The organism is Mesorhizobium huakuii (genome assembly GCF_014189455.1).
In the GTDB taxonomy this organism is placed as follows: Bacteria; Pseudomonadota; Alphaproteobacteria; order Rhizobiales; family Rhizobiaceae; genus Mesorhizobium; species Mesorhizobium huakuii_A.
The window spans coordinates 5,585,499-5,607,215 of sequence record NZ_CP050296.1 but is presented as its reverse complement, the minus strand read 5'-3'; the positions used below and the strand labels follow the sequence as shown (position 1 = coordinate 5,607,215).

The 21,717-nt window shown below is 62.7% G+C and carries 23 protein-coding genes; 15 read left to right on the top strand and 8 right to left on the bottom strand.

Annotation, left to right across the window (positions count from 1 at the left end; translation table 11 throughout):
* Window positions 1–16: 16 nt before the first annotated feature.
* A complete protein-coding gene (locus HB778_RS26990) occupies window positions 17–712 on the bottom strand; it encodes a glutathione S-transferase (protein WP_183458376.1) in 696 nt (231 codons plus the stop codon).
* Between the two features lie 110 nt (window positions 713–822).
* On the opposite strand from HB778_RS26990, the gene HB778_RS26985 reads away from it, so the two are divergent.
* The 3 genes from HB778_RS26985 to HB778_RS26975 all read left to right on the top strand — a co-directional run bounded on the left by HB778_RS26985 (window position 823) and on the right by HB778_RS26975 (window position 3,650).
* On the top strand, window positions 823–2,031 hold the full coding sequence (locus HB778_RS26985) for a polyhydroxyalkanoate depolymerase (protein ID WP_183458374.1): 1,209 nt from the start codon (window positions 823–825) through the stop codon (window positions 2,029–2,031).
* 257 nt (window positions 2,032–2,288) lie between these two features.
* Entirely contained in the window at window positions 2,289–2,831 is a 543-nt protein-coding gene (locus tag HB778_RS26980) for a glyoxalase superfamily protein (RefSeq protein ID WP_183458372.1), read from the top strand.
* A gap of 171 nt (window positions 2,832–3,002) precedes the next feature.
* Window positions 3,003–3,650 (top strand): dihydrofolate reductase family protein, encoded by a 648-nt coding sequence (locus HB778_RS26975; RefSeq protein ID WP_183458370.1) that lies wholly within the window; start codon window positions 3,003–3,005, stop codon window positions 3,648–3,650.
* A 265-nt stretch (window positions 3,651–3,915) separates the two neighbouring features.
* Here HB778_RS26975 and ppk2 read toward each other — a convergent pair whose 3' ends face one another.
* Window positions 3,916–4,836 carry a polyphosphate kinase 2 gene (ppk2, locus tag HB778_RS26970; RefSeq protein WP_183458368.1) on the bottom strand — a complete coding sequence of 307 codons (921 nt, stop codon included), beginning with the start codon at window positions 4,834–4,836 and terminating at the stop codon, window positions 3,916–3,918.
* Between the two features lie 281 nt (window positions 4,837–5,117).
* Between ppk2 and HB778_RS26965 the strand changes: the two genes are divergently transcribed.
* Window positions 5,118–6,161 carry an aldo/keto reductase gene (locus tag HB778_RS26965; protein WP_183458366.1) on the top strand — a complete coding sequence of 348 codons (1,044 nt, stop codon included), beginning with the start codon at window positions 5,118–5,120 and terminating at the stop codon, window positions 6,159–6,161.
* A gap of 18 nt (window positions 6,162–6,179) precedes the next feature.
* Here HB778_RS26965 and HB778_RS26960 read toward each other — a convergent pair whose 3' ends face one another.
* Window positions 6,180–7,151 (bottom strand): glycosyl transferase family 90, encoded by a 972-nt coding sequence (locus HB778_RS26960; protein WP_183458364.1) that lies wholly within the window; start codon window positions 7,149–7,151, stop codon window positions 6,180–6,182.
* Between the two features lie 195 nt (window positions 7,152–7,346).
* Between HB778_RS26960 and HB778_RS26955 the strand changes: the two genes are divergently transcribed.
* Window positions 7,347–7,493 (top strand): hypothetical protein, encoded by a 147-nt coding sequence (locus tag HB778_RS26955; protein WP_183458362.1) that lies wholly within the window; start codon window positions 7,347–7,349, stop codon window positions 7,491–7,493.
* Between the two features lie 54 nt (window positions 7,494–7,547).
* On the opposite strand, the gene HB778_RS26950 is transcribed toward HB778_RS26955, so the two are convergent.
* Together HB778_RS26950 and HB778_RS26945 are read right to left on the bottom strand one after the other, a co-directional pair.
* A complete protein-coding gene (locus tag HB778_RS26950; protein ID WP_027028494.1) occupies window positions 7,548–7,808 on the bottom strand; it encodes a DUF982 domain-containing protein in 261 nt (86 codons plus the stop codon).
* A 103-nt stretch (window positions 7,809–7,911) separates the two neighbouring features.
* The gene (locus HB778_RS26945; protein ID WP_183458360.1) at window positions 7,912–8,577 is read right to left on the bottom strand and encodes a GntR family transcriptional regulator; all 666 of its coding nucleotides are present in this window, start codon (window positions 8,575–8,577) and stop codon (window positions 7,912–7,914) included.
* A gap of 117 nt (window positions 8,578–8,694) precedes the next feature.
* On the opposite strand from HB778_RS26945, the gene HB778_RS26940 reads away from it, so the two are divergent.
* Window positions 8,695–9,948: a multidrug efflux MFS transporter gene (locus HB778_RS26940; protein ID WP_183458358.1), complete on the top strand. Its 1,254-nt coding sequence runs from the start codon at window positions 8,695–8,697 to the stop codon at window positions 9,946–9,948.
* Between the two features lie 36 nt (window positions 9,949–9,984).
* Window positions 9,985–10,344: a DUF423 domain-containing protein gene (locus tag HB778_RS26935; protein WP_183458356.1), complete on the top strand. Its 360-nt coding sequence runs from the start codon at window positions 9,985–9,987 to the stop codon at window positions 10,342–10,344.
* Between the two features lie 12 nt (window positions 10,345–10,356).
* Here HB778_RS26935 and HB778_RS26930 read toward each other — a convergent pair whose 3' ends face one another.
* Entirely contained in the window at window positions 10,357–10,506 is a 150-nt protein-coding gene (locus tag HB778_RS26930) for a hypothetical protein (RefSeq protein ID WP_183458354.1), read from the bottom strand.
* A 359-nt stretch (window positions 10,507–10,865) separates the two neighbouring features.
* Between HB778_RS26930 and HB778_RS26925 the strand changes: the two genes are divergently transcribed.
* Window positions 10,866–11,942, top strand: a complete 1,077-nt coding sequence (locus tag HB778_RS26925) for a LacI family DNA-binding transcriptional regulator (RefSeq protein WP_183458352.1) — start codon at window positions 10,866–10,868, stop codon at window positions 11,940–11,942.
* An 11-nt stretch (window positions 11,943–11,953) separates the two neighbouring features.
* Here HB778_RS26925 and HB778_RS26920 read toward each other — a convergent pair whose 3' ends face one another.
* A complete protein-coding gene (locus tag HB778_RS26920) occupies window positions 11,954–13,216 on the bottom strand; it encodes an OpgC family protein (RefSeq protein ID WP_183458350.1) in 1,263 nt (420 codons plus the stop codon).
* A 201-nt stretch (window positions 13,217–13,417) separates the two neighbouring features.
* Between HB778_RS26920 and HB778_RS26915 the strand changes: the two genes are divergently transcribed.
* The 5 genes from HB778_RS26915 (at window position 13,418) to HB778_RS26895 (ending at window position 18,653) form a co-directional block, all read left to right on the top strand.
* A complete protein-coding gene (locus HB778_RS26915) occupies window positions 13,418–14,077 on the top strand; it encodes an alpha/beta hydrolase (RefSeq protein WP_183458348.1) in 660 nt (219 codons plus the stop codon).
* Window positions 14,078–14,252: 175 nt separating this feature from the next.
* Entirely contained in the window at window positions 14,253–15,332 is a 1,080-nt protein-coding gene (locus HB778_RS26910; protein ID WP_183458346.1) for a toxic anion resistance protein, read from the top strand.
* An 11-nt stretch (window positions 15,333–15,343) separates the two neighbouring features.
* Entirely contained in the window at window positions 15,344–16,915 is a 1,572-nt protein-coding gene (locus tag HB778_RS26905) for a substrate-binding domain-containing protein (protein ID WP_183458344.1), read from the top strand.
* 14 nt (window positions 16,916–16,929) lie between these two features.
* Window positions 16,930–17,547 (top strand): 5-bromo-4-chloroindolyl phosphate hydrolysis family protein, encoded by a 618-nt coding sequence (locus HB778_RS26900; protein WP_183458342.1) that lies wholly within the window; start codon window positions 16,930–16,932, stop codon window positions 17,545–17,547.
* Window positions 17,547–18,653, top strand: coding sequence for a substrate-binding domain-containing protein (locus HB778_RS26895; protein WP_095201615.1), 1,107 nt, complete (start codon window positions 17,547–17,549; stop codon window positions 18,651–18,653). Before HB778_RS26900 ends, HB778_RS26895 begins: the two co-directional genes overlap by 1 nt.
* A 3-nt stretch (window positions 18,654–18,656) precedes the next feature.
* Here the strand turns inward: HB778_RS26895 and sthA are convergent, their stop codons facing one another.
* Window positions 18,657–20,045 carry a Si-specific NAD(P)(+) transhydrogenase gene (gene sthA, locus HB778_RS26890; protein WP_183458340.1) on the bottom strand — a complete coding sequence of 463 codons (1,389 nt, stop codon included), beginning with the start codon at window positions 20,043–20,045 and terminating at the stop codon, window positions 18,657–18,659.
* A gap of 216 nt (window positions 20,046–20,261) precedes the next feature.
* On the opposite strand from sthA, the gene HB778_RS26885 reads away from it, so the two are divergent.
* Window positions 20,262–20,732, top strand: coding sequence for an RDD family protein (locus HB778_RS26885; protein WP_183458338.1), 471 nt, complete (start codon window positions 20,262–20,264; stop codon window positions 20,730–20,732).
* A gap of 140 nt (window positions 20,733–20,872) precedes the next feature.
* On the top strand, window positions 20,873–21,637 hold the full coding sequence (locus tag HB778_RS26880; protein WP_010915563.1) for an arginyltransferase: 765 nt from the start codon (window positions 20,873–20,875) through the stop codon (window positions 21,635–21,637).
* Window positions 21,638–21,717: the final 80 nt, after the last annotated feature.

Here is a 21,717-nt window from a genome sequence, read left to right as displayed (position 1 = left end):
TTCTACTCCTATCGTTTCAAAACTCCACGTCGAGTTCGATGATATCCTCGGGCTCGGCCAGTGCGTCTTGCGTCCACTCCTGCATCAGCGGCCAGGCGAGGATCGCATCGCAATAGCCGGCGAGCGGTGGTTCGAGCTCAACCGCGTAGGTGCGAAAACGGGTGCAGACCGGCGCATACATCGCGTCGGCCACGGTCGGCGACGCGCCGAACAGCCAGGGACCGCCATAGGCCTGGAGGCATTCGGACCAGATCGTCTTGATCCGCTCCACATCCGGGCGCGCGCCCGAAAATATCTTGAAGCTCTTGTGCCTGGCCTTCAGGCTCATCGGTAGCGCCGAGCGCAAATTGTGAAAACCCGAATGCATCTCGCCAGACACGGCGCGGCAATGGGCGCGCGCGACGCGGTCGGCCGGCAGGAGCCCCGCTCCCGGCATGGTCTCGGCCAGGTATTCAGCGATTGCCAGCGTGTCCCACACCGTCACCCCGTCATGGGTCAGACGCGGTACCAGAACCGATGGCGACAGCAGCAGCAACTCCTGCCGCTGCCCGGCATCATCGATGTCGACGCGCTTTTCCTCGAACTCCAGCCCGGCCATGCGGCAGAGCAGCCAGCCGCGCAGCGACCAGGACGAATAGTTCTTCGACGAGATCGTCAACATGGCCTTGGCCGCCTTAGCCACGGGCGCCTTAATCCTGGCCACCTTTGTCATGCCGTCGACCCTCCGAGCCCTTTGCCGGCAACAATCCTCTCGCAATGCACAAAATTTTGCACTAGATTTTTTTGCACTGCCACATGGCCGCTGGGAATGGGACGTATTCGATGCTGTACCAGGCCTACCAGCTTCAGGACGACATTATCGCCCCGACGCGCTTTTTCGCCGATCTGATGCGCTCGAAGATGGGCGGCATGGTCTCGGGCGACGGCTTGAAACAACGCCTGGCCGCCGGGCTGGAGATGATCGCCCGGCTTAAGCTCACCCATGCACGGCCGGATTTCGACATCAAATCCGTCAGGGTCGGCAATCGCGATGTGCCTGTCAGCGTCGAAACGGCGCTCGACCTGCCATTCGGCAAGCTTTTGCGCTTCGCCAAGGATATGGATACGCGCCAGCCGCGGGTGATGGTGATTGCGCCGTTGTCGGGCCATTTCTCGACGCTGCTGCGCGGCACGGTGACGACACTTCTGGCCGACCACGAAGTCTATATCACAGACTGGGCCAATGCCCGCGACGTGCCGCTTGTCGCCGGCCGCTTCGGTGTGGACGACTATGTCGACTACATCATTCGCTTCCTGCAGGCGATCGGCCCGGGCGCACACATCCTGGCGGTTTGCCAGCCCTGCGTCCAGGCGCTTGCCGCCGTTGCCATCATGTCCGAGGACGGGCATCCGGCGACGCCGCGCTCGATGACGCTGATGGCGGGTCCGATCGATCCGCGCGAAAGTCCTACCAAGGTCAACGAATTCGCCGTCAGCAAGTCGCTGTCCTGGTTCCAGAATTCCGTCATCTCGCGTGTGCCCTGGCGCCATGCCGGCGGTGGGCGCCGGGTCTATCCAGGCTTTCTCCAGCTTGCCGCGTTCATGGGTATGAACGTGGACCGGCACACGAAAGCGCACCGTAAACTGCACGACCATCTGGCCGCCGGCGAGACCGCCGAGGCCGAGAAGATCAAGACTTTCTATGACGAGTATCTGGCGGTGCTCGACCTCACCGAGGAATTCTATATCGAGACCATAGACCGCGTGTTCCAGAAGGCGGAGATCGCCACCGGGACCTACACTTTCCGTGGCAGCCTGGTCGATCCGGGCGCGATCCGCAACACCGCGCTGCTCACCGTCGAAGGCGGGCGCGACGATATCTGCGCACTCGGACAGACTTCGGCCGCGCATGAATTGTGCCGGTCACTGCGTCCGCATCTCAAACGCCATCACCTGCAAGCCAATGTGGGCCATTATGGCGTCTTCAACGGCAAACGCTGGGAGCGCGAAATCTATCCGGTTGTGCGCAATCTCATCCTGTCGATGGAATAGTTTTTCGCCCCTTGGCACGTGGCCCTGCGACCGAGAGCGTGCCACATTCCGCAAATCCAACCGATTTTTTGCGCTGACAAGATCAGCGTGACCCGGCTATGATGGCGGCACGGTCGGAGGCGACCGGCAGCCCGCACCTCGCCAAGAGGTATGGCGAACGCCTCCAGAGGGTGCTTCCTGACCCGTTTCACCGTCGGGCGAAGGCGTCGGCAATGCGGGCACTGACGAAGACTTCGCCGTGACCCGAGGAAGCGGACATGCTTGCCTATCGTAATGCCAAGACCATGGCGAAAGCCATGCGGGAGGCGCTTGCCGCCCGCGACCTGACGATCAGCCACAGCGAGGCCCTGGAGATCGTCGCGCGCCAGTTCGGACTGGCGACCTGGAACATCCTGTCGGCGAAAATCGAAGCGCTGCCGGCCCGGCAGGAAACGATCATTTTCGAGCGGACGGCGCCGATCGTACGCATCTTCGACGTCGCCAAGGCGCACGAATTCTATCTCGGCTACCTCGGCTTCGCCGTGGACTGGGAGCACCGCTACGGCGAGAACTTCCCGCTTTACACGCAGGTGTCGCGCGGCAACCTTGTGCTGCACCTGTCCGAACATGCCGGCGACGCGACGCCGGGCGGCAACATGGTTGTGTACATGAAAGGTATCCGCGACTTTCACAAACAGCTTGCGGCCAAGGACTACCGCTACATGAAGCCTGGTCTGGAACAGGAGGATGGACGGCTGACGGTCGAGGTCATCGACCCGTTCAGCAACCACATCCGCTTCATGGAACGCACCGGCGAATAGCCTCATATTGCGTCTGCTTCGGCGGCCACCCCAGCGCATCAACACGGAACAGTTCGGACGTCACTTGGCGACGTTGTCAGGACGTGTCTGCATTGTGAGGAATACCGCTTGCGAATTGCAATCGGTTTGCTACAAGAAACCGGCTGCAGACATAATTGGTTAGGAGGCTCCATGTCCAAACTTCGCGTCAACGCTTTCACCCTGTCGCTCGACGGCTATGGCGCCGGTCCCGATCAGGATCTGCAAAATCCGCTCGGCGTTGGTGGGCAATCCTTGCACAAGTGGTTTGTCGGCACCCGCACCTTCCGTGAGATGGTGCTCGGACAAGATGGCGGCACCACCGATATCAACGAGGCGTTCGCGGCGCGCAGCTTCGAAAATGTCGGCGCCTGGATCCTTGGCCGCAACATGTTCGGGCCGATCCGCGGCGACTGGCCTGACGACAGCTGGAAAGGCTGGTGGGGCGACAACCCGCCGTACCATGTGCCGGTCTTCGTGCTGACGCAGCACGAGCGGGCACCGATCACGATGGAAGGCGGCACGAAGTTTTATTTTGTGACCAACGGCATCCATTCGGCGCTCAAGCAGGCGAAGGCGGCGGCTGATGGCAAGGATGTGCGGGTTGGCGGCGGCGTCGCCACCATCCGGCAGTATCTGCAAGAGAGGTTGATCGACGAGATGCATCTGGCAATCTCGCCGGTGTTGCTTGGCAAGGGCGAGCACCTGTTTGCCGGCCTGGATATGCTGAAGCTTGGCTATCAATGCACCGAGCAGGTGGCGACGGCGCTTGCCACGCATGTGCTGATCAAGCGGGCGTAGCGAGAGCTCTTTCTCCCCGTCACTATACGGGGAGAAATGCCCGGCAGGGCAATGAGGGGCGGCGCTGACGTTTGGAAGGTTTGCGCTGCCGACGACGCCAGCGATCGCATACTGTTGAAGAATGGCCAAGCTCAACTTTCGACGCTGGCGCTGCTCCTCATCCGCCCTTCGGCGTTCGTCGTTCGAAAAGCCAAGCAGTTGGCTTTTCGTCTGCAGCGCAGACCACTCCTCACCTCCCCGTGAACGGGGAGAACGAAAAAAATGCTCAATACTTCTCCGGCACGTAAAGCTCGCGTGGCAGCGTCTGGCGCTCGTATTCGGGGTTGAAGACGCGTTCCGGCAGCGTGATCTCCTCGTGCGGCACCTCTTCATACGGCATCTGCTTGAGCAGATGATCGATGCAGTTCAGCCGCGCGCGCTTCTTGTCGTTGCCTTCAACGATGAACCAGGGCGCCTCGGGAATGTTGGTGCGGGCGAAGGTCTCTTCCTTGGCCTTGGTGTACTGCTCCCAGCGCACGCGCGACTGCAAATCCATCGGCGACAGCTTCCACTGCTTCATCGGATCGTGGATGCGCATCAGGAAGCGCATCTGCTGTTCCTCATCGGTGATCGAGAACCAGTATTTGACCACGGTGATGCCCGAGCGCACCAGCATGCGCTCGAACTCGGGCACGTCGCGGAAAAATTCCTCGACCTGCCCGCCATCGGCAAATCCCATCACCCGCTCGACGCCGGAGCGGTTGTACCAAGAGCGGTCGAACAGCACGATCTCGCCACCTGCCGGCAGATGCGGCACATAGCGCTGGAAATACCATTGCGACTTCTCGCGCTCGGTCGGCGCCGGCAGCGCCACGACACGGGCGATGCGCGGATTGAGCCGCTGGGTGATGCGCTTGATGACGCCACCTTTGCCGGCAGAGTCGCGGCCCTCAAAAATCACCACCAGCTTCTTCTTGTGGTAGGCGACCCAGGACTGCAGCTTGATCAGCTCGGATTGCAAGGTGATCAGGTCGCGAAAATATTGCATGCGGTCGATCGAAGGCGGATGCGCGTTCTTGTAGATCTTGGCGATCTCCATCGACAGCGCCGGCTCCGACAGTTCAAGCTCATAATCTTCGTCGAGCGTGTCGGCGAGCTCGGCTTCGAGCCAGTCCTTGGCGGGAGAATTCTGTCTTAGCTCGGTCATATCGGTCGCTCCGCTTGCAAGCCTGTCGGTTCATGTCCGGCACCCCAAACTGCTGGCCTGCGGCCTGGAATGGAAACACCTTAGCCGAATTCAATATAGGCCGGCAGTGACGGTTTTATTGCAGCCCAAGCGCGATCGCCGTCGCCACAAATCCCGCGAGGTATGATTGATCCGCCGTCCTGGCATGGCGACAAGGCGGCCAAATTGTCCTACAAATCCCGGGTCGCATTCCGGGCGGCCCTTCGGCGGCGCCCCCATTCAACACAATCGCGAGGACTAACATGGAATACCGCACCCTTGGCCGTTCCGGCCTGAAGGTTTCGACACTGACTTTGGGCACCATGACCTTCGGCGGCGCAGGCCCGTTCGCCGCGGTCGGCAACAGCGATCTTGCCGAAGCCAAGCGCATGATCGACATGTGCATCGACGCCGGCATCAACCTCATCGACACCGCCAATGTCTATTCGAACGGCTTGTCGGAGGAGATCATCGGCGAGGCGCTCGGCGGCAAGCGCAAGAACGACGTGCTGATCGCGTCCAAGGCACGCATGCGGATCGGCAGCGGGCCTAACGACGAAGGCCTGTCGCGCCACCATCTGATCCGTGAGTGCGAGAAGAGCCTGAAGCGGCTGAAGACCGACGTCATCGACATCTATTTCGTCCACCAGTGGGACGGCCTTACCCCGGTCGAGGAAACCATCGCCGCGCTCGACACTTTGGTCAGCCAGGGCAAGGTGCGCCATATCGGCTGCTCCAACTGGTCCGGCTGGCAGGTGATGAAGGGGCTCGCCATCAGCGACAGCCGCCACCAGCAGCGCTTCGTCACCCAGCAGATCCACTACACGCTGGAGGCCCGCGAGGCCGAATATGAACTGCTGCCGATCTCGGTCGACCAGGGGTTGGGCGTGCTGGTCTGGAGCCCGCTCGCCGGCGGCTTGCTGTCCGGCAAATACCACCGCGACAGCCCGACCGCGCGGCAGCTCGCTGGCTGGTCGGAACCGCCGATCCGCGACGAGGACCGGCTCTGGCGGATCGTCGATGTGCTGGTCGAGATCGGCAAGGCCCGCGGCGTGTCGGCAGCACAGGTGGCGCTTGCCTGGCTGCTTGGCCGCCCCGCCGTCTCCTCGCTGGTGATCGGCGCCCGCAACGACGCCCAGCTCAAGGACAATCTCGCGGCCGCAAGTCTGGAGCTCAGCCCGGAAGAACGCCAGCGCCTCGACGCGGTCAGCCGCCCGCCCGTGCTCTACCCCTATTGGCACCAGCAATTGACGGCAAAGGATCGCTTCGGCCCCGCCGACATGGTTCTCGACCGCAGCGTCATCTGACCATCAGGCGGAGGCGCGCTAGCCCTCGATGAAGCGCCAGAGTTCGGGATCGGGTTCGATCTGGCCGCTGAGCACGAAATATTTGTAGAGCACGAGCAGGGAGATCGCCTGCTCGTCTCGCTCATTGGAAAATTTCCGGCAATAGGCGTTGGCCGCGGCGACGATGCGCTCGGCCTGCGCCGGATGCCGTTCGAAATAGCGCACCTTCTCGCCGAGATCAGCGAAATTCAGATCAAGCGGCACATAATGGACATTGGCCTCGAGCTGCCGCTCCGCGAACCATGTCTCGTATGTCGGTGGCGGCATCAGGCAGAGCGACTTCGAGTTCAAGATCCATTTGAGGTTGGTCGCCACGTCATTGCCTTCGAGCGAGACGATGTAGCGGTAGCGCTGGTGCTGGCCGATGCTGAGAAAGGGCTTGGCGTATTCGGCCGGCGCGTTGGGCTTGTGCGAGCCGGCATCGCAGAACGGCAGATCGCGCACCGCTTGCAGAAACCGTGTCCTGATCGGATTGTTGAGATCGCCGCGCCAGACCACGGCCGGCAGCTTGTCACCGAACGAGATAGCGTCGGCCGGCATCTGGAAGTGACGAAACTTGTCGAGCTTCATGATGACCGCGTTCTTGTCATCATCACGGATCGGCCGGTCCTTTACGATCGTCGGCACTTTCGGCACATTCCTGACGTCGCCGAATTCGATGTCGATGAGCAATCCGGGGTCGAAGTAGCGGGCGAATTCCTTCAGGTCGTAATAGTACATGGTCGGCGTGAAGGGCAGCTTGCTGATGCGCATGGCATTGGCGCTGGGCGCGAAACCATCCTGCAGCTTGTTGTAGTAGTTCAACCGTCGGCGCGCAGCCTCATCGCAAAGCCTCGCCTTTTCCAGGCGAACGGCCAGCCTGCGGCGGAACAGGGCTTGTGGAAAGATGTCGCGCGCGGCGTTTCGCGCATAGTAGAAAACCTTTGCCGACGTTCGCGCGATTGAGGCCATGATTCACTTGATCAAAACAAACAGGCAGCTCTCAACACGCTGGCGCCCGGCGTTTCCTACATCATTGTGGCGCCGATCTGGCAAGCCCCTTCGGATTTCTGAGGCAGCGCCCGCACTGTCGCTTCAGCTGTTGTGTTTGACGGCTAATGCTCCTAGGCAGGGTCAGAGCCGCAAGGCAGGACAAAAGGAGCCGATATGGCGCGAGCACCAAACTACGATCAGGAACGCAAGGAACGCGACCGGCAGAAGGCGGCGAAGAAGGCCGAGAAGCTGGCGGCCAAGGTTGCCCAGCGCGAACGTTCAAAGCCCGAGGGCGAGGTCGAGACCGAAACCGCGGAATGACGGCAAAAGGCCCGCATATGCGGGCCTTGCCTCAATCCAGGTTGTCGCCCTGCGTCAGGCGGGCGCCTTGTCGCTGACAAAAACGTCCACTTCACGCGCCGCGGCGATGAAGGCGCGGCGGGCGTTCATCGCCGGCTTGTCGCCGGCCAGCGCGTCGTGGCAGGCCTGCAGCGCTGCGCGATGCTTGGGGCTGCGCTTGCCGGGCCAGCTGTTGAGCAGGTAATCGGAAGCCTCACGGGCCGTGCGCAGGAGCTGGGTGCTTCCTGCCGTGACGGACTTGACGGTCACGGGTGTTTCAAATCGGTTGTTTTCCATCGCCGCTCTTACGCCATCGGCATCCGCGAAGCGAGGCCGAAAGTGTGCTTCGCGTCAGACGCCGCCTCTTTTGCCCGCCGAGCGCCCTGCCCTTGCACCTGCGTTAAGCGGCCACGACGGCAAAGCCCCTGGCGCGAAGACCGCGTCGGTCGTTGGCGAGCGACGTCACCAGCCGATCGCGGCTGCCGACGATGTGGGCTGAAAGCCGGCGCGCCGCTTCATCGGCATCGCCAAGGCGCGTGGCCGCCAGAATGGCGCGATGTTCGGCCCAGGCGCGGCCAAGGGCCGCCTCGTCACGCACCTCCAGCCAGCGGGCGCGCGACAGGCGCGTCATGGCATCGCGCACAGCCCTGAACAGGAATTCATTGCCCGACAGGCGCGCCAGTTCGATGTGAAAATCCATGCCGACACGATGCCATTCCTCCCGCGCAGTGCTTTCGTCGCAGGAATCGAGCATCGCCTCGATGACATCGATGGCATTGCCGTCGGCGTGCGTGCATGTCAGCCGCAGCGCCGCGACCTCGACCGCTTCGCGATAGACCGCGATCTGCTCGAGCTCGGCGAGGTTGATGGGCGACACCGTCCAGCCGCGGCCGTCCCTGCCCACCAGCCCCTCGGTCTCCAGCCGCAGCAGAGCTGCCCTGACCGGTGTGCGCGAGGCGCCGAAGCGGCCTTCGATCCAGCGCTCGGTCAGTTTCTCGCCTGGACCGATCTCCAGCCCAAGAATCATCTCGCGCAACTGCCGTTCGACATTCTGCATCTGCGACATCGCGCTTCCTTGTTCCGAAGCCGCATTGACAGCAGCCGGGTTGGAGTTGATGACGGATACCAGTTTGGTATCCCAAAATGGTATCCGCAACAAGCGCGGATATCGGGCAGGCAGGACATGGCACAGGAAGACACGCAACAAAGCGGCTACAACATCCACTGGCGGCGCAATCTCGCCGTCTGTTTCGCCGGCTCGTTCAGCACGCTCATCGCCATGACCCTGCTGTTGCCTTTCCTGCCGCTCTATGTCGAACAGCTCGGCGCTCAGGGCCATGCGGCGATCGTACAATGGTCCGGCATCGCCTATGGCGCCACCTTCTTCGCGGCGGCCCTGGTCGCGCCGTTATGGGGGCGGCTGGGTGACCGCTACGGCCGCAAGGTGATGCTGGTGCGCGCCAGCTTCGGCATGGCGATCTGCATGTCGCTGACGGGCATGGTCGAGACGGTCTGGCAACTGGTGCTGCTGCGCCTGCTGATCGGCTTTGCCGGCGGCTATTCCTCGGGATCGACCATACTGGTGGCCATGCAGACGCCGAAGGACCGCTCTGGCTGGGCGCTGGGCGTCCTGTCGGCGGGGATCACGGCCGGTTCGCTGGTCGGGCCCCTGCTCGGCGGCGCGCTGCCGCCGGTGATCGGCATTCGCGCCACCTTCCTGTTGTCCGGCGGCGTCATCTTCCTGGCTTTCCTGGCAACGACCTTCCTGATCAAGGAGACCACGCGCCTGAAGCCGGCCAAAGCCGCGTCGACGGCAAAGCCGAAAAGCGGCTGGTCGCAGATCCCCGACAAGCGCCCGGTCGTGGCCATGCTGGCAACCGGCATGCTGCTCGCCTTCGCTACCATGTCGATCGAGCCGATCATCACAGTCTATGTGCAGCAGCTCATCGAGGATCCGAGCCGGGTGACGATGGTCGCCGGCGTGGTGATGTCGGCAGCGGCGCTGGGCACCATCCTGTCGGCGTCATGGCTCGGCAAGCTTGCTGACCGCGTCGGTCACTGGAACGTCGTCGTCGGGGCGTTGGCCGTCTCTGCCCTGCTGCTCATTCCGCAAGCCTTCGTCACCAATGGCTGGCAACTGATCGGGTTGCGCTTCCTGATGGGCCTGGCGCTCGGCGGCCTGCTGCCCTGCATCACCAGTGTCATCCGCCACAACATCCCGGACGGCGTCGGCGGCAATGTGCTTGGCCTGGCAATCTCGGCGCAATATGTCGGGCAGGTTGCGGGACCATTGACCGGCGGCTTCGTCGGCGGCCACTTCGGCATGCGGGCGGTGTTTCTCGGCACATCGGCCCTGATGGCCGGCGGCGCCGTCTACAACTGGATTGTCCAGTCGCGACGCACACGGCATATGGCGCTGGAAGCCAGTGAGTCCTGAGCGGCTCCAGATCGTTGCAAGAGGGAACCAGCCGACATGAATTCCGCCGACCCCAGCCGTATCCTTGTATTTGCCGGCGGTCTTGTCGGTGCGGCGGGCGTGGCGCTGTCGGCTGCCGCCGCGCATCGCGGCGGTGCCTTCACCGGCACGGCCGCGTCGTTCCTCCTGATGCATGCGCCGGTCTTCCTCGCCGTCGGCCTCATCGGCGCGAATCGCTGCCTGCGGATCGCGAGCGTCGTCCTGCTTATCGGGCTCCTGCTTTTCGCGGGCGATCTTCTCGCTCGCGATTTCCTCGGATCGAGACTGTTTCCGATGTCGGCGCCGATCGGAGGCACACTGCTCATCGCCGGCTGGCTGGGGATAGCCATTTCTGCCCTGCTACGCCCGCGCTCCTGAGGCCAAGTAGGATCAATCCCGGGGACGTTCGGTGCGGACCCAGAGATCGCGATTGCGCGCGGCCGGCTTCGTCAGGCGCCGCATCTTCGGCCGCTCGGCGGCCGGCGCGATGCCCCAGTAGTTGCGATAGATGTCCTCGAACAAATGTTTGATGGGATGCATGGTTTTCTCCATTGAATCGATCCAATCGGCAGGCGCAAAAGAAACGCGCCGATCAGCTCCGCTTACGCTTCACAAGGAAGCGAAGGTCGCGAATCCATGGGCCGGTCCTGCCCCGGCGCCTGGACCTGTCGGTACCCGACCCGATGCTCCAGTCGTTGCGATAGATGTCTTCGAACAGATAATCGACGGGATGCATGGCGCACCTCCCCAGGGCCGTTTCGCAGAACAAGTCTGCCGCTTTGGATCGATTCAAACGTAGACCTCCAAGCATTTCCGGTCAAGCAAAATTTGAATCGATCCAACGAAAGTGCTAGATGCAAATCCGGAACGTGCTAAATGCATGTCAGGAGGCACGCACAATGGCGTCACTCACCGCAGGCAATCGAAGACCCGTCCGGCTGGCCGACATCGCCAAGGCGGCAGGAGTTTCGCACGGCACCGCGTCCAATGTCTTCAGCCGCCCGGAGATCGTGCGCGAGGAAGTCCGCGAACGGGTGAAGGCCGCGGCCGAGGCGATGGGCTATGGCGGGCCGGATCCCAAGGGTCGCCTGTTGCGGGCCGGCAAGGTCAACGCCATTGGCGTCGCCACGGCCGAGCCCCTCTCCTACTTCTTCGACGATCCCTTCGCGCGCGTCATGATGGCGAGCATCTCGCAGGCCTGCGATGCAACGGGAGCCGGCATCTCACTGGTTTCGGCCGCCAACAACGAACAGCTCGCCTGGAACATCCAGAGCGCCCTGGTCGACGGCTTTATCGTTTTCTGCATCGAAGGCGGGTCGCGTCTGGTGGAACTGGCACGTGAGCGCAAATTGCCCTTTGTGGCGCTCGACCTGGACTCCGAGGATGGGGCGGTCGCGGCGATCGGCATCGACAATGTCGCCGGTGCCGCCATGGCGGCGCGCCATCTCACCGATCTTGGACACCGCCGCTTTGCCGTGCTGGCGTTGCCCTTTGTCGACGGGAGAACCGGCCTTGTTTCGCCCGAGCAGGTTCAGACCGCCGTGTATGCGGGAACACGCGACCGCCTCACCGGCTATTTCAAGGAGCTTTCGCGGGTCGGCATCAACACATCCAGTGTGCCCGTCTACGCAACCGCCAATGATGCGGCCAGCACAAAGGCGGGACTCGAGATCATCTTCGGCTCTGCCCACCCCCCGACGGCGATCCTGGCGATGTCGGACAGAATGGCGCTGGCGGCGCTCGAATGGCTGAGCGCGCGCAAGCTGAACGTCCCCAACGATGTCTCTGTCGTCGGGTTCGATGGCGTTCCGGAAGCCGCGGTATCCGAGCCACCTTTGACCACTATCGCCCAGCCGATTGCCAAGATGGGCCGTCTCGCCGTCAAGGCGATCCTGGAAAACGACGGCGCGACAAATCGCCAGCAACTGCCAGTCGAATTGATCGTGCGCGCCTCGTCGGCTTCGCCGCGCGGCTGAAACCACGCCTCTCAGCGATTGACCCTTGCCATGGCGGAGATGCCGAAAGACGCACGGACCGGCGCGACATCCTTTTGCGCCGTGCGGACCTTGCCCGAGCCGCCGATGGTCGACAGCCACTCAAGATAGAAGGCCAGCGCGAACTGCATGGCGATGCCGGCTGATAGCAGCAAGGTGTCGTAGGCAAGCCCGCCCGGATTGATCAGTTTCATCACCTGCGCGACCATGGCGATCACCGTGCCGGCGATGAAGACCGGCAGTGAGCGCTTACCGAGTATCGCCAACGGATGGTCAGGGCTGGTGCGGAAGAGGTTCGACAGCGCCGGCAAGGCGACGATGAGGTAGCTCACCGCCAGGATATGCAGCAGCCGCGGCAGGGACAGGAAGGTCTTGTCGAAGCCGCCGATCACCACCGGCAGCTTGAACCAGGTTATCTGTCCCCACAGCGGGCTGTGCACCCAGACCAGCGCCGTCGCCACATAGGCCGCGGCGGCGCCGACCAGCCAGCGATTGACCGGAATGGCGCCGCCGCGCCTGACATGCAGCATGGCGGCCAAGCCGATGTTGAACAGGAACTGCCAGGACAGAGGGTTCAGGAACCAGAAGCCGGGCTCGGGATAGTTGGGCGGGGCTATCTGCCAGATGCCGGCGACAAGCCACAGCGCAGCGGACGCGACCAGCGCCGCGACGGGCCGGTAGCTGATGAACAGGACGAAGACCGGCGCCATCAAAAGCAGCGCGGCATAGACCGGCAGGATGTTGTTGTAGCCAAGCTGATGGCCGAGCGTGACGATGCCGACCAGCACTTCCGGCGTGTTCTTCATCAACGGCTCGATGTTGATCAGTTTCAGCAGTTCCGGCCGCCTGGTGAACACCGCCACGGCGCAGAACAGGGCGATCACCGCCATCGTCGTGACGATATGGGCGATGTAGAGCATGCCTGCCCGCCGCCACATCTTCAATGTCGCCAGAAGCCGGCCACCCGGCCGGAACTTCGTTCCATAAGCGAGTGCAACCGAGATGCCGGAAATCAGCACGAATGCCTCGGCCGCATCCGAGAAGCCGAAATTCTTGTAGGTGAAGGCCTCAAAAGCCGTGCCCGGCACATGGTCGACGAAAATGGTGAGCAGCGCTAGCGCGCGCAGCACATCGATACGCGTGTCGCGATCCGAGATACGCGTATCGCGATCTGAGATACGCGTGTCGCGTTCGGGGATACGCAAATTGCGATCCGGGATACGCAAGTTGCGATCCGACAAAGCAGGGGTAGTCATCGACAAAAGGCCTCAAAGCTGGTTGTTCATGTCCAGCAATGCGACCCCCGACGCACCGCTTCGATTCCTCCCACGCGGAGTGTATCGGCGCAGAAACGGGCTGGAATGCGCATGGTTCGATCAACTTTCGCGGAGCATGAAAATATTGCGTTTTGAAGCCGGCAAATTGAGCGGAACCTCATATAATCAAGAGGATGCGGGATGACTGGCGACAGCGTTGAAAACGGCCCACTGCTCATGGATCTGGCCTTTCCCTATCGCATCCACGACGCAGGCGGCAACAGCCGTGAATGCCTGTTCCTGCTGCATGGATCTGGTGTCGACGAGACCACTCTGGTCCCGCTGGCCAGACGGATCGCGCCTGATGCCATGATGGTCGCGGCGCGTGGCCGCATTCCCCAGGAGGACGGTTTCCGCTGGTTCGAGCGGATTACCCCGACGCGCTTCGAACAGGAGAGCATCCTCGCCGAAACGGCGGCTTTCGCCTCGTTCGCAAGCGAGGCCGCCAAACGCCATGGGCTCGATCTCGATCGCGCGACATTCCTTGGCTATTCGAACGGCGCCAATCTGGTTTCCAGCCTGATGCTGCTTCATCCGGGCATCGTCCGCAGGGCGGCGCTGCTGAGGCCAATGCCGGTGCTCGACCAGGTACCGGCGACAGACCTTGCGGGAACCCGGACGCTGATCATCGCCGGAGCCGCCGACGAGACCTACGGACCCTTCGCGCCGGCGCTGGTGACGCTGCTCAACCAGCACGGCGCCGAGATCGACGCCCGGATCATTCCCTCGGGTCACGAAATCGGCAATCCGGACGCCGCCATCGTCAGGCAATGGCTGGCGGGATCGGCTGCCATGGCATAGGCAGAGCCGCTTGTGAGCGTCGGGCAGGCTGTTTCGCGGCAGGAAGCAGCAGAATAAGTGTGACAAAAGCAACTATTCACCAAGGAAATGGGCTGTGGCTTCCATTGTCCACAGCGGCGACATATGTCTGTTACATCCGGTCTATCGAGATGCTGTCTACTGAGGGGAGGTCTGCATGGCCGACAAGAACAGCGTCACTTTGCTCGACGACACTTCACAATTGCCTGTCATTGCGGCCAATCCGGCCGAGATCGCCACGATTGAAAACAACATCGACGTGCGCGACCGCGCCGCGATTTCGGTGTTTGGCGACCGCGCCCAGCAGGCTGTCAGCGACTATGCCGACAAGATCCTGTCCCAGTTGCGCAACCGTGACCTTGGCGACACCGGCGACCTGCTGACCGACATCATCATGAAGGCCAAGAACCTCGACCCGGCTTCGCTGAAGGATCAGGGGTTTTTGAGCAATCTGTTTTCCTCGTTCAAGGCGCGGCTCGAACGCTTCAAGGAGAAATACGAGGACGTGGCCGGCCAGATCGACCGCATCGGCCTCGAGCTCGACCGGCACAAGGACACGCTGCGGCGCGACATCGCGGTGCTCGACGACCTGCACGAGCAGACGAAAGACTCCATCCTCAAGCTCGATGCCTATGTGCAGGCGGGCAAGAAATTCGTCGACGACTACCGCGCCAACGAATTGCCGAAATTGAAGGCTGCCGCCGATGCCGGAGGCGGCGATGTTGGTGGTACGCTGGAAGCGCAAACCTATCAGGACGCGGTGCAGGCGCTCGACAGGCTGGAAAAGCGTGTCTTCTATCTGGTGCAGGCGCGCCAGCTCGGCATCCAGCAATTGCCGCAGATCCGCATCGTCCAGTCCGGCGACGAGACCCTGATCGAAAACCTCCAGGCCACCTCGGCGCTGACCGTGCCGGCCTGGAAACAGAAAATGGTCATCCTGCTTGGCCTGACCAACCAGAAATCGGCGCTCGAACTGCAAAAGACCGTGACGGACGCCACCAACGAGATGATCCGCCAGACCTCCAAGATGATGAAGGACCAGGCGATCTCGATCGAGGAGCAGGCGCAGCGCGGCATCGTCGATGTCGAGACGCTGGCGCAGGCCAACCGCGACCTCATCGACACGGTGCAAGGCGTGCTGAAGGTCCAGCAGGAAGGCCGCCAGAAGCGGGCCGACGCTGAGAAACAGATGGACCAGATGACGCTCGATCTGAAGAAAGCGTTGACTCAAGGCTGATCGGAACCGCCATGCCGAAGACGCTGACGTCCGTTCTGCTGCTGGCCTTCGCGGTGCTTTTAGCCGCCTGCAATTCGAGCAACGTCAAGTTCTCGATCGTCTCCGGATCCGAAAACACGGTGCTGGAGCCGATCGTGCAGGAATTCTGTGCCAAACAAGGCGCCACCTGCACCTTCGCCTATGAAGGCTCGCTCGACATCGGCCTTGGCTTGCAACGGCCCGCCGGACTTGACCAGGATGCTGTCTGGCCGGCCTCGAGCGTTTGGGTGGATCTGTTCGATTCCGGCCGCAAGGTGCGCAACCTGACCTCGATCGCGCAGATGCCGGTCATTCTGGGCGTGCGCAAATCCAAGGCCGCGGAGCTCGGCTGGATCGGCAAGCCGGTCTTCATGAAGGACATCCTGGCCGCTGTGAAGGACGGCAAGCTCAAATTCCTGATGACCTCGGCGACGCAGTCCAATTCCGGCGCCAGTGCCTATCTCGCCATGCTGTCCAGCGCGCTTGGCGGCAAGGAGGTGATCGAGCCCGGCGATCTCGACAATCCGAATGTGCGTGAAACGGTGAGCGCCCTGCTGCAAGGGGTCGAGCGTTCATCCGGTTCGTCGGGCTGGCTCGCCGATCTCTATGTCGACAGCGCAAGCAAGGGCACCGTCTACGACGCGATGTGGAACTACGAGGCGACGCTGAAGGAGACCAACGACAAGCTAAAGCAGATAGGCAAGGAACCGCTTTATGCCATCTACCCGGCCGACGGCGTCGCGGTCGGCGATTCGCCGCTCGGCTTCATCGACCATGGGCGCGGCCCGGAGGTCGAAAAATTCTTCACCGACCTGCTCGCCTATCTGCAGTCGGATGCGGTGCGCAAGCGCATCGCCGACACCGGTCGGCGGCTGCCGCTTGGCGGCTCGGCAATCCAGGCCGCGGCCGAACCCGACTGGAATTTCGACCCGGGCAAACTGGTGACATCGATCCGCATGCCGGAGCCGGCGGTGATCCGCAAAGCGCTCGACCTCTATCAGGAGGCGCTGCGCAAGCCTTCGCTGACGGCGCTATGCTTCGACTTCTCCGGCTCGATGGAAGACAAGGGCGAGAAGCAGTTGCAGGCCGCCGCGCAGTTCCTGTTCACACCGGAAAAGGCCAGCGAGGTGCTGGTGCAGTGGACGCCATCCGACCACATCTTCGTGTTGCCGTTCGACGGCGTCGTGCGTGCCAGTTTCGCGGCAACCGGCGACGCGGCAGGGCAAGCCCAGTTGCTGGCTGCCGTAGCCGACCAGCACGCCGGCGGCGGCACAGACATGTATGCCTGCGCCCAGCAGGCGCTGCAGCAGATCACCGCGACGCCGGATCTGTCGAAATACCTGCCGGCGATCATCATCATGACCGATGGACGGACGGATGGCAGTGCCGACTTCTTCCTCCAGCAATGGCGCAACGCGCCGGTGCGCGTGCCGGTGTTCGGCATCACCTTCGGCGATGCCGACAAGAGCCAGCTCGACAGCCTTGCCAAGGCGACTTCGGCGCGCGTATTCGATGGCAGCGGCGATCTGGCGGGCGCCTTCCGCGCCGCTCGCGGCTACAACTGAGATGCGCGGCTAGGATGCGTGGCTTGTTCGGCAACGACTGGAACTGGATCGCGGCGGGCCTTGTCTCGGCGGCGTTGCTGGTCGGGCTGAGCCTGCTCACCCATTTTCCGTTCCTGGTATCTGCGATCATCGCAGCACTTGTCTTTGCCGGGCTGGTGTTCGTGCTGGCGCCACGCCAGCTGTTCGAAGGCCTCGACCTCAATTCGCTCAGTGGCAGCCGGGTTGCGTTTGCGCGCGAACTGCTGGCGCAAGCCCAGCCGGCGGCGGACCGCCTGGCCGCAACCGCCCGGACCATTTCCGACAAGGACATGGCGGCAAAAGTGAAGAACCTGTCCGACATCGCCGCCGACGTGATCACCAGGGTCGAGGCCAAGCCTGAAAGCGCGCCCGCCGTGCGGCGGTTCCTGACCTATTATGTGCCGCAGGCGGCCGAGGTCTCGGAAGGCTATGCGGCGCTGGCCAGCCGGCGCGCGCCAAGCCAGGCGCGGCTCGCCAATATCGGCGCGGTCATCACCAAGCTTCAGGATGCTTTCAGGCATTATGCAGACAGCCTCGCCGACTCCGAACTCGGCACGCTCGACGTAGACCTGCGACTCATTCAGGAGTCGCTGAAAGAGGATATTGGTCGCTGATGGCCATTTCGCGCCGCGCTTTTGGACTGGGTCTGCTGGGTGCGGCCGCCGCCGGCACCGGCGGCTATCTGACACTCAAGGATCGCCCCGAATTCCGCGGCTATCTCGGCAACAAGGCGCATCTGTTCGGCTTCATCGGCGGCGAGAAGCAGGCGTTCCTGGCCGATCCGGATGTCGTCCATGCGCTGGGCGGCTACGGGCTGGAGCTCGACGCGCGTGTTGCAGGTTCCGTCGAGATGGTGCGGGAAGCAGCACTTCTGTCGCAGAAACCGCAATTTCTGTGGCCATCCTCTTCGATCATGGTCGATCTCGCCCGCAAGAGCGGCGTGGCGATCCGCAACGACCAGGTGGTGCTCAACTCGCCGATCGTCGTCTACACTTGGGGGCCGGTGGTCGAAGGGCTGAAGAAGAGCGGACTGGTCACGGTCGCCGCCAAGGGCGGCTACAATCAGCTCGACCTCAAGGCCTTGCTTGACGCCATTCTGGCCGGCAAGAACTGGTCGGATCTCGGCATCGGCGAGCTTTATGGCCGGGCCCGCATCGTCTCCACCGATCCCAACCGTTCCAACTCCGGCTTCATGTTCGCCGGCCTGGTGCTCAGCCTAATGAGCGGCGACGTGGCAACGCAGGAGCTGCTGGCGCAGCACGGCGACCAGGCCAAGGCGATCTTCCGCAGCATGGGCCTGAAATCGTCGTCGTCGGGAAAACTGTTCGATCAGTACATCGCTGGCGGCCTTGGCGCCGAGCCGATGGTGGTCGGCTATGAAAACCAGCTGGTCGAATGGGCGCTCGCCGACCCGGCGCGCTGGCAAAGGGTGCAGGCGGGCATGGGCGCCAAGCCCGAAATCCTCTACCCCCGGCCGACTGTCTACTCGGCGCATCCTCTGATCGTCGTCGATCCCGCGGTCGACCGGCTGCTGGAGGCGCTGACCAGCCCGAAGCTACAAGAGCTTGCCTGGTCCAAGCACGGGTTCCGCGGACCGCTCGGCACCGTTGCGGGTGATGCCGACGCCATAGCCGGGGTGAGACCGGCGGAAATCGAGGCGGTGCTGCCGATGCCATCAGCCGACGTTATGCTGGCGCTGCTCGCCCAGATGGACAGCTAAGGCTTACCCTCGCCCCATCCGGTTCCATGCATCGAGCCCGGCGATCTTGTAGGCTTCCGCCAGCGTCGGATAGTTGAAGGTGTTGTTGACGAAGAAGTCGACCGTGCCGCCAAGGTTGATGACGGCCTGACCGATATGAATGAGCTCGGTGGCGCCCTCGCCGACGATGTGCGCACCGAGCAGTCGCCGCGTTTCGATCGAAAACAACAGTTTCAGGAAGCCGGTGTCGACGCCCATGATGTGGCCGCGCGAGGTCTCGCGGAAGCGCGCGACACCGACCTCGTAGGCGCCGCCACTCTGGCGCACCTGCTCCTCGGACTGGCCGACGGTCGAGATTTCCGGCACCGCATAGATGCCATAGGGGAATGTTTCCGGCGGTGGCGGCAGGGTCACGCCGAAAGCATGGCAGGCGGCCACCCTGCCCTGCTCCATCGAGGTTGAAGCCAGGCTCGGAAAGCCGATGACGTCGCCGGCGGCGTAGATGTTGGGCACGCTGGTCTGAAACGTCTGCGGATCGACCTTGATGCGGCCTCGGGAGTCCGCCTCGATGCCGACCACGTCGAGACCCAGGCTGCCGACATTGCCGGTGCGGCCGGCGGCGTAGAGCACGACCTCCGAGCGAATGGTGCGGCCGTCGGCCAGCTCCACCTCGGCGGCTTCGGGTTTGGAGCGGATTTCCTTCACCGCGCTGCCCAGTCTTATCGTCATGCCGCGATCACGCATCTGGTGGATGAAATCGTCGACGATCTCGCGGTCGACGAAATCAAGGATGGAGTTGCGCGGCTCGACCAGCGTCACCGGCACGTCGAGCGCGGAAAAGATCGTCGCGTATTCGACGCCGATGACGCCGCCGCCAATCACCGTCAGCGTGCGCGGCAGGCGGTCGAGCTCCAGCATCTCGTCACTGTCGAAGACGCGGGTCTTGTCGAAAGGCACGTCGCGCGGCCGGTGTGGCCTGGTGCCGACCGCAATCAGTGCATTGGCGAAGCCGACCTCGCTGTAGTCGCCATTGTCCGATGTCAGGCTGACCTTGTTGGGGCCGAGAAATTTTACCGCCGCGCGGGCGCTCTTGACGGTGTTGCGCATGAACTGGTGCTGCAGCACCTCGACCTCATGATCGAGCGTCTTGTGCAGGCGCTCGATCAGGTCGCCGACGGAAATATCCTGCTTGACCCTGTAGCCGCGTCCATAAAAACCGCGCTCGCGCCAGCCGGAAAGGTTGAGCACCGTCTCGCGCAGCGTCTTCGAGGGGATGGTGCCGGTGTGCACGGAGACGCCGCCGAGACGCCGGCCGCGGTCGACCACCAGCACCGATTTGCCGAGCTTGGCCGACTGCACCGCGGCGCGGCGGCCCGAGGGGCCGCTGCCGATGACCAGCATGTCGTAGTCCATATTTCCCCGTCCCCTCGCCTCTGCTTCAGAGTGCTTTTGTTGCGCCGCAACAAGCTAATGCCATCCGCGCGGCAAATTCAACCGATTCGGATCGTGTCTTGCGTCGCTCGATCCCTGCGCTCCGGAAAGCGCCGACCTTGATTCCGACACAGGCCTTCACCATTTCATCATCGAGCGGCCCGCACCCTATGTCGGGCCCTGTTACGAGGAAATGACATGAACGCGCGCGTTCTCGACGGCGAAATCATCAACACAAGGCTCGACGATGTCAGGGCCTACGAAGGCGTGCGCACAAGGCGCATCCTGGCCTTCGTGCTCGACTACATCATCGTCGCGCTGCTCACCATTCCGTTCGCCATATTGGTGTTTTTCCTCGGGCTTTTGACGCTCGGTCTCGGCTGGATGCTGTTCGGCATCCTGGTGCCGGCCGTCGCCATCCTCTACATCTGGAACACGCTGGGCAGCGCCGACCAGGCGACCACGGGCATGAAGGTGATGGGCATCCGCCTCGACCGTCTCGACGGCCGGCCGATCGACGGCCTGACCGCGGTCGTCCATTCCGTGCTGTTCTGGGCCGGCAACGTCATCCTGTCGCCGCTGGTCCTGCTGGTGACCTTGTTCTCCGACCGCAAGCGCACGCTGCACGACCTTCTGCTCGGCACGGTAGTCAGCCGCAGCGGCCGTTAAAGGCAGTTTTCGGGAGCGCTTCCGCCTCGTCGGCGCAAATGTGAAGGCATCCGATTGCGCGTACCTTCACAATCCTGTTGAATTTTTCGCTTTCCGCGCCAAAGGTAGAGCGACTCGAAAGGAGTGTTTCCAAGACTTAGATGACGCAGCATCCGACCCAGTCGCCGCAGTTCTTCCTGACCGCGCCGTCGCCGTGCCCCTATCTCGACGGTCAGTTCGAGCGCAAGGTGTTTACGCATCTGGTCGGCGACAAGGCGTCGGAGATGAACGATCTCTTGACGCAAGGTGGCTTCCGGCGCTCGCAGAACATCGCCTACAGGCCGGCCTGCGAGACCTGCCGCGCCTGCGTCTCCGTGCGCATCCTCGCCCAGGAATTCACCGCCAGCCGCAACATGAAGCGCGTGCTGCAGCACAATTCCGACCTCGTCGGCGCCATGCACAATGCCGAGCCCTCGACCGAACAATACTCGCTGTTCCGCAGCTATCTCGATGCCCGCCACCGCCGTGGCGGCATGTCTGACATGACGGTGCTCGACTATGCCATGATGGTCGAGGATACCCATGTCGACACCAAGGTGATCGAATACAGGCGGCGCGGGCCTGACACTTTCATCACCGGCAAGGGCCAGGGCGAACTCATCGCGGTGGCGCTCACCGACAAAATGGCCGACGGCCTGTCGATGGTCTATTCCTATTTCAATCCCGAATTCGAGGAGCGTTCGCTCGGCACGTTCATGATCCTCGATCATATCGCCCGCGCCAGAGCGATGGGCCTGCCCCATGTCTACCTCGGCTACTGGGTCAACGGCTCGCGCAAGATGAATTATAAGATGCGCTTCATGCCGCAGGAGCATCTCGGCCCCAAGGGCTGGGAGCGCTACACCAACGAAGCGGTTTCACGCTGAGTTTTTCCACGATCCGCGCTTAAACAGTTTCAAGGCAGGAGATGCTGGTCTTTCAGCCGGTAGGCTGGAGAGTGTGCGCC

Excerpts from the sequence above, each read along its gene's own strand:
- HB778_RS26930 (WP_183458354.1), bottom strand. The coding sequence starts at position 10,506 with ATGCATCCCATCAAACATTTGTTCGAGGACATCTATCGCAACTACTGG.
- HB778_RS26905 (WP_183458344.1), top strand. The coding sequence starts at position 15,344 with ATGCCGAAGACGCTGACGTCCGTTCTGCTGCTGGCCTTCGCGGTGCTT.
- HB778_RS26925 (WP_183458352.1), top strand. The coding sequence starts at position 10,866 with ATGGCGTCACTCACCGCAGGCAATCGAAGACCCGTCCGGCTGGCCGAC.
- HB778_RS26910 (WP_183458346.1), top strand. The coding sequence starts at position 14,253 with ATGGCCGACAAGAACAGCGTCACTTTGCTCGACGACACTTCACAATTG.
- HB778_RS26880 (WP_010915563.1), top strand. The coding sequence starts at position 20,873 with ATGACGCAGCATCCGACCCAGTCGCCGCAGTTCTTCCTGACCGCGCCG.
- HB778_RS26980 (WP_183458372.1), top strand. The coding sequence starts at position 2,289 with ATGCTTGCCTATCGTAATGCCAAGACCATGGCGAAAGCCATGCGGGAG.
- HB778_RS26960 (WP_183458364.1), bottom strand. The coding sequence starts at position 7,151 with ATGGCCTCAATCGCGCGAACGTCGGCAAAGGTTTTCTACTATGCGCGA.
- HB778_RS26935 (WP_183458356.1), top strand. The coding sequence starts at position 9,985 with ATGAATTCCGCCGACCCCAGCCGTATCCTTGTATTTGCCGGCGGTCTT.
- HB778_RS26920 (WP_183458350.1), bottom strand. The coding sequence starts at position 13,216 with ATGACTACCCCTGCTTTGTCGGATCGCAACTTGCGTATCCCGGATCGC.
- HB778_RS26950 (WP_027028494.1), bottom strand. The coding sequence starts at position 7,808 with ATGGAAAACAACCGATTTGAAACACCCGTGACCGTCAAGTCCGTCACG.
- ppk2 (WP_183458368.1), bottom strand. The coding sequence starts at position 4,836 with ATGACCGAGCTAAGACAGAATTCTCCCGCCAAGGACTGGCTCGAAGCC.
- HB778_RS26975 (WP_183458370.1), top strand. The coding sequence starts at position 3,003 with ATGTCCAAACTTCGCGTCAACGCTTTCACCCTGTCGCTCGACGGCTAT.
- HB778_RS26940 (WP_183458358.1), top strand. The coding sequence starts at position 8,695 with ATGGCACAGGAAGACACGCAACAAAGCGGCTACAACATCCACTGGCGG.
- HB778_RS26965 (WP_183458366.1), top strand. The coding sequence starts at position 5,118 with ATGGAATACCGCACCCTTGGCCGTTCCGGCCTGAAGGTTTCGACACTG.
- sthA (WP_183458340.1), bottom strand. The coding sequence starts at position 20,045 with ATGGACTACGACATGCTGGTCATCGGCAGCGGCCCCTCGGGCCGCCGC.
- HB778_RS26985 (WP_183458374.1), top strand. The coding sequence starts at position 823 with ATGCTGTACCAGGCCTACCAGCTTCAGGACGACATTATCGCCCCGACG.
- HB778_RS26915 (WP_183458348.1), top strand. The coding sequence starts at position 13,418 with ATGACTGGCGACAGCGTTGAAAACGGCCCACTGCTCATGGATCTGGCC.
- HB778_RS26990 (WP_183458376.1), bottom strand. The coding sequence starts at position 712 with ATGACAAAGGTGGCCAGGATTAAGGCGCCCGTGGCTAAGGCGGCCAAG.
- HB778_RS26955 (WP_183458362.1), top strand. The coding sequence starts at position 7,347 with ATGGCGCGAGCACCAAACTACGATCAGGAACGCAAGGAACGCGACCGG.
- HB778_RS26885 (WP_183458338.1), top strand. The coding sequence starts at position 20,262 with ATGAACGCGCGCGTTCTCGACGGCGAAATCATCAACACAAGGCTCGAC.
- HB778_RS26900 (WP_183458342.1), top strand. The coding sequence starts at position 16,930 with ATGCGTGGCTTGTTCGGCAACGACTGGAACTGGATCGCGGCGGGCCTT.
- HB778_RS26945 (WP_183458360.1), bottom strand. The coding sequence starts at position 8,577 with ATGTCGCAGATGCAGAATGTCGAACGGCAGTTGCGCGAGATGATTCTT.
- HB778_RS26895 (WP_095201615.1), top strand. The coding sequence starts at position 17,547 with ATGGCCATTTCGCGCCGCGCTTTTGGACTGGGTCTGCTGGGTGCGGCC.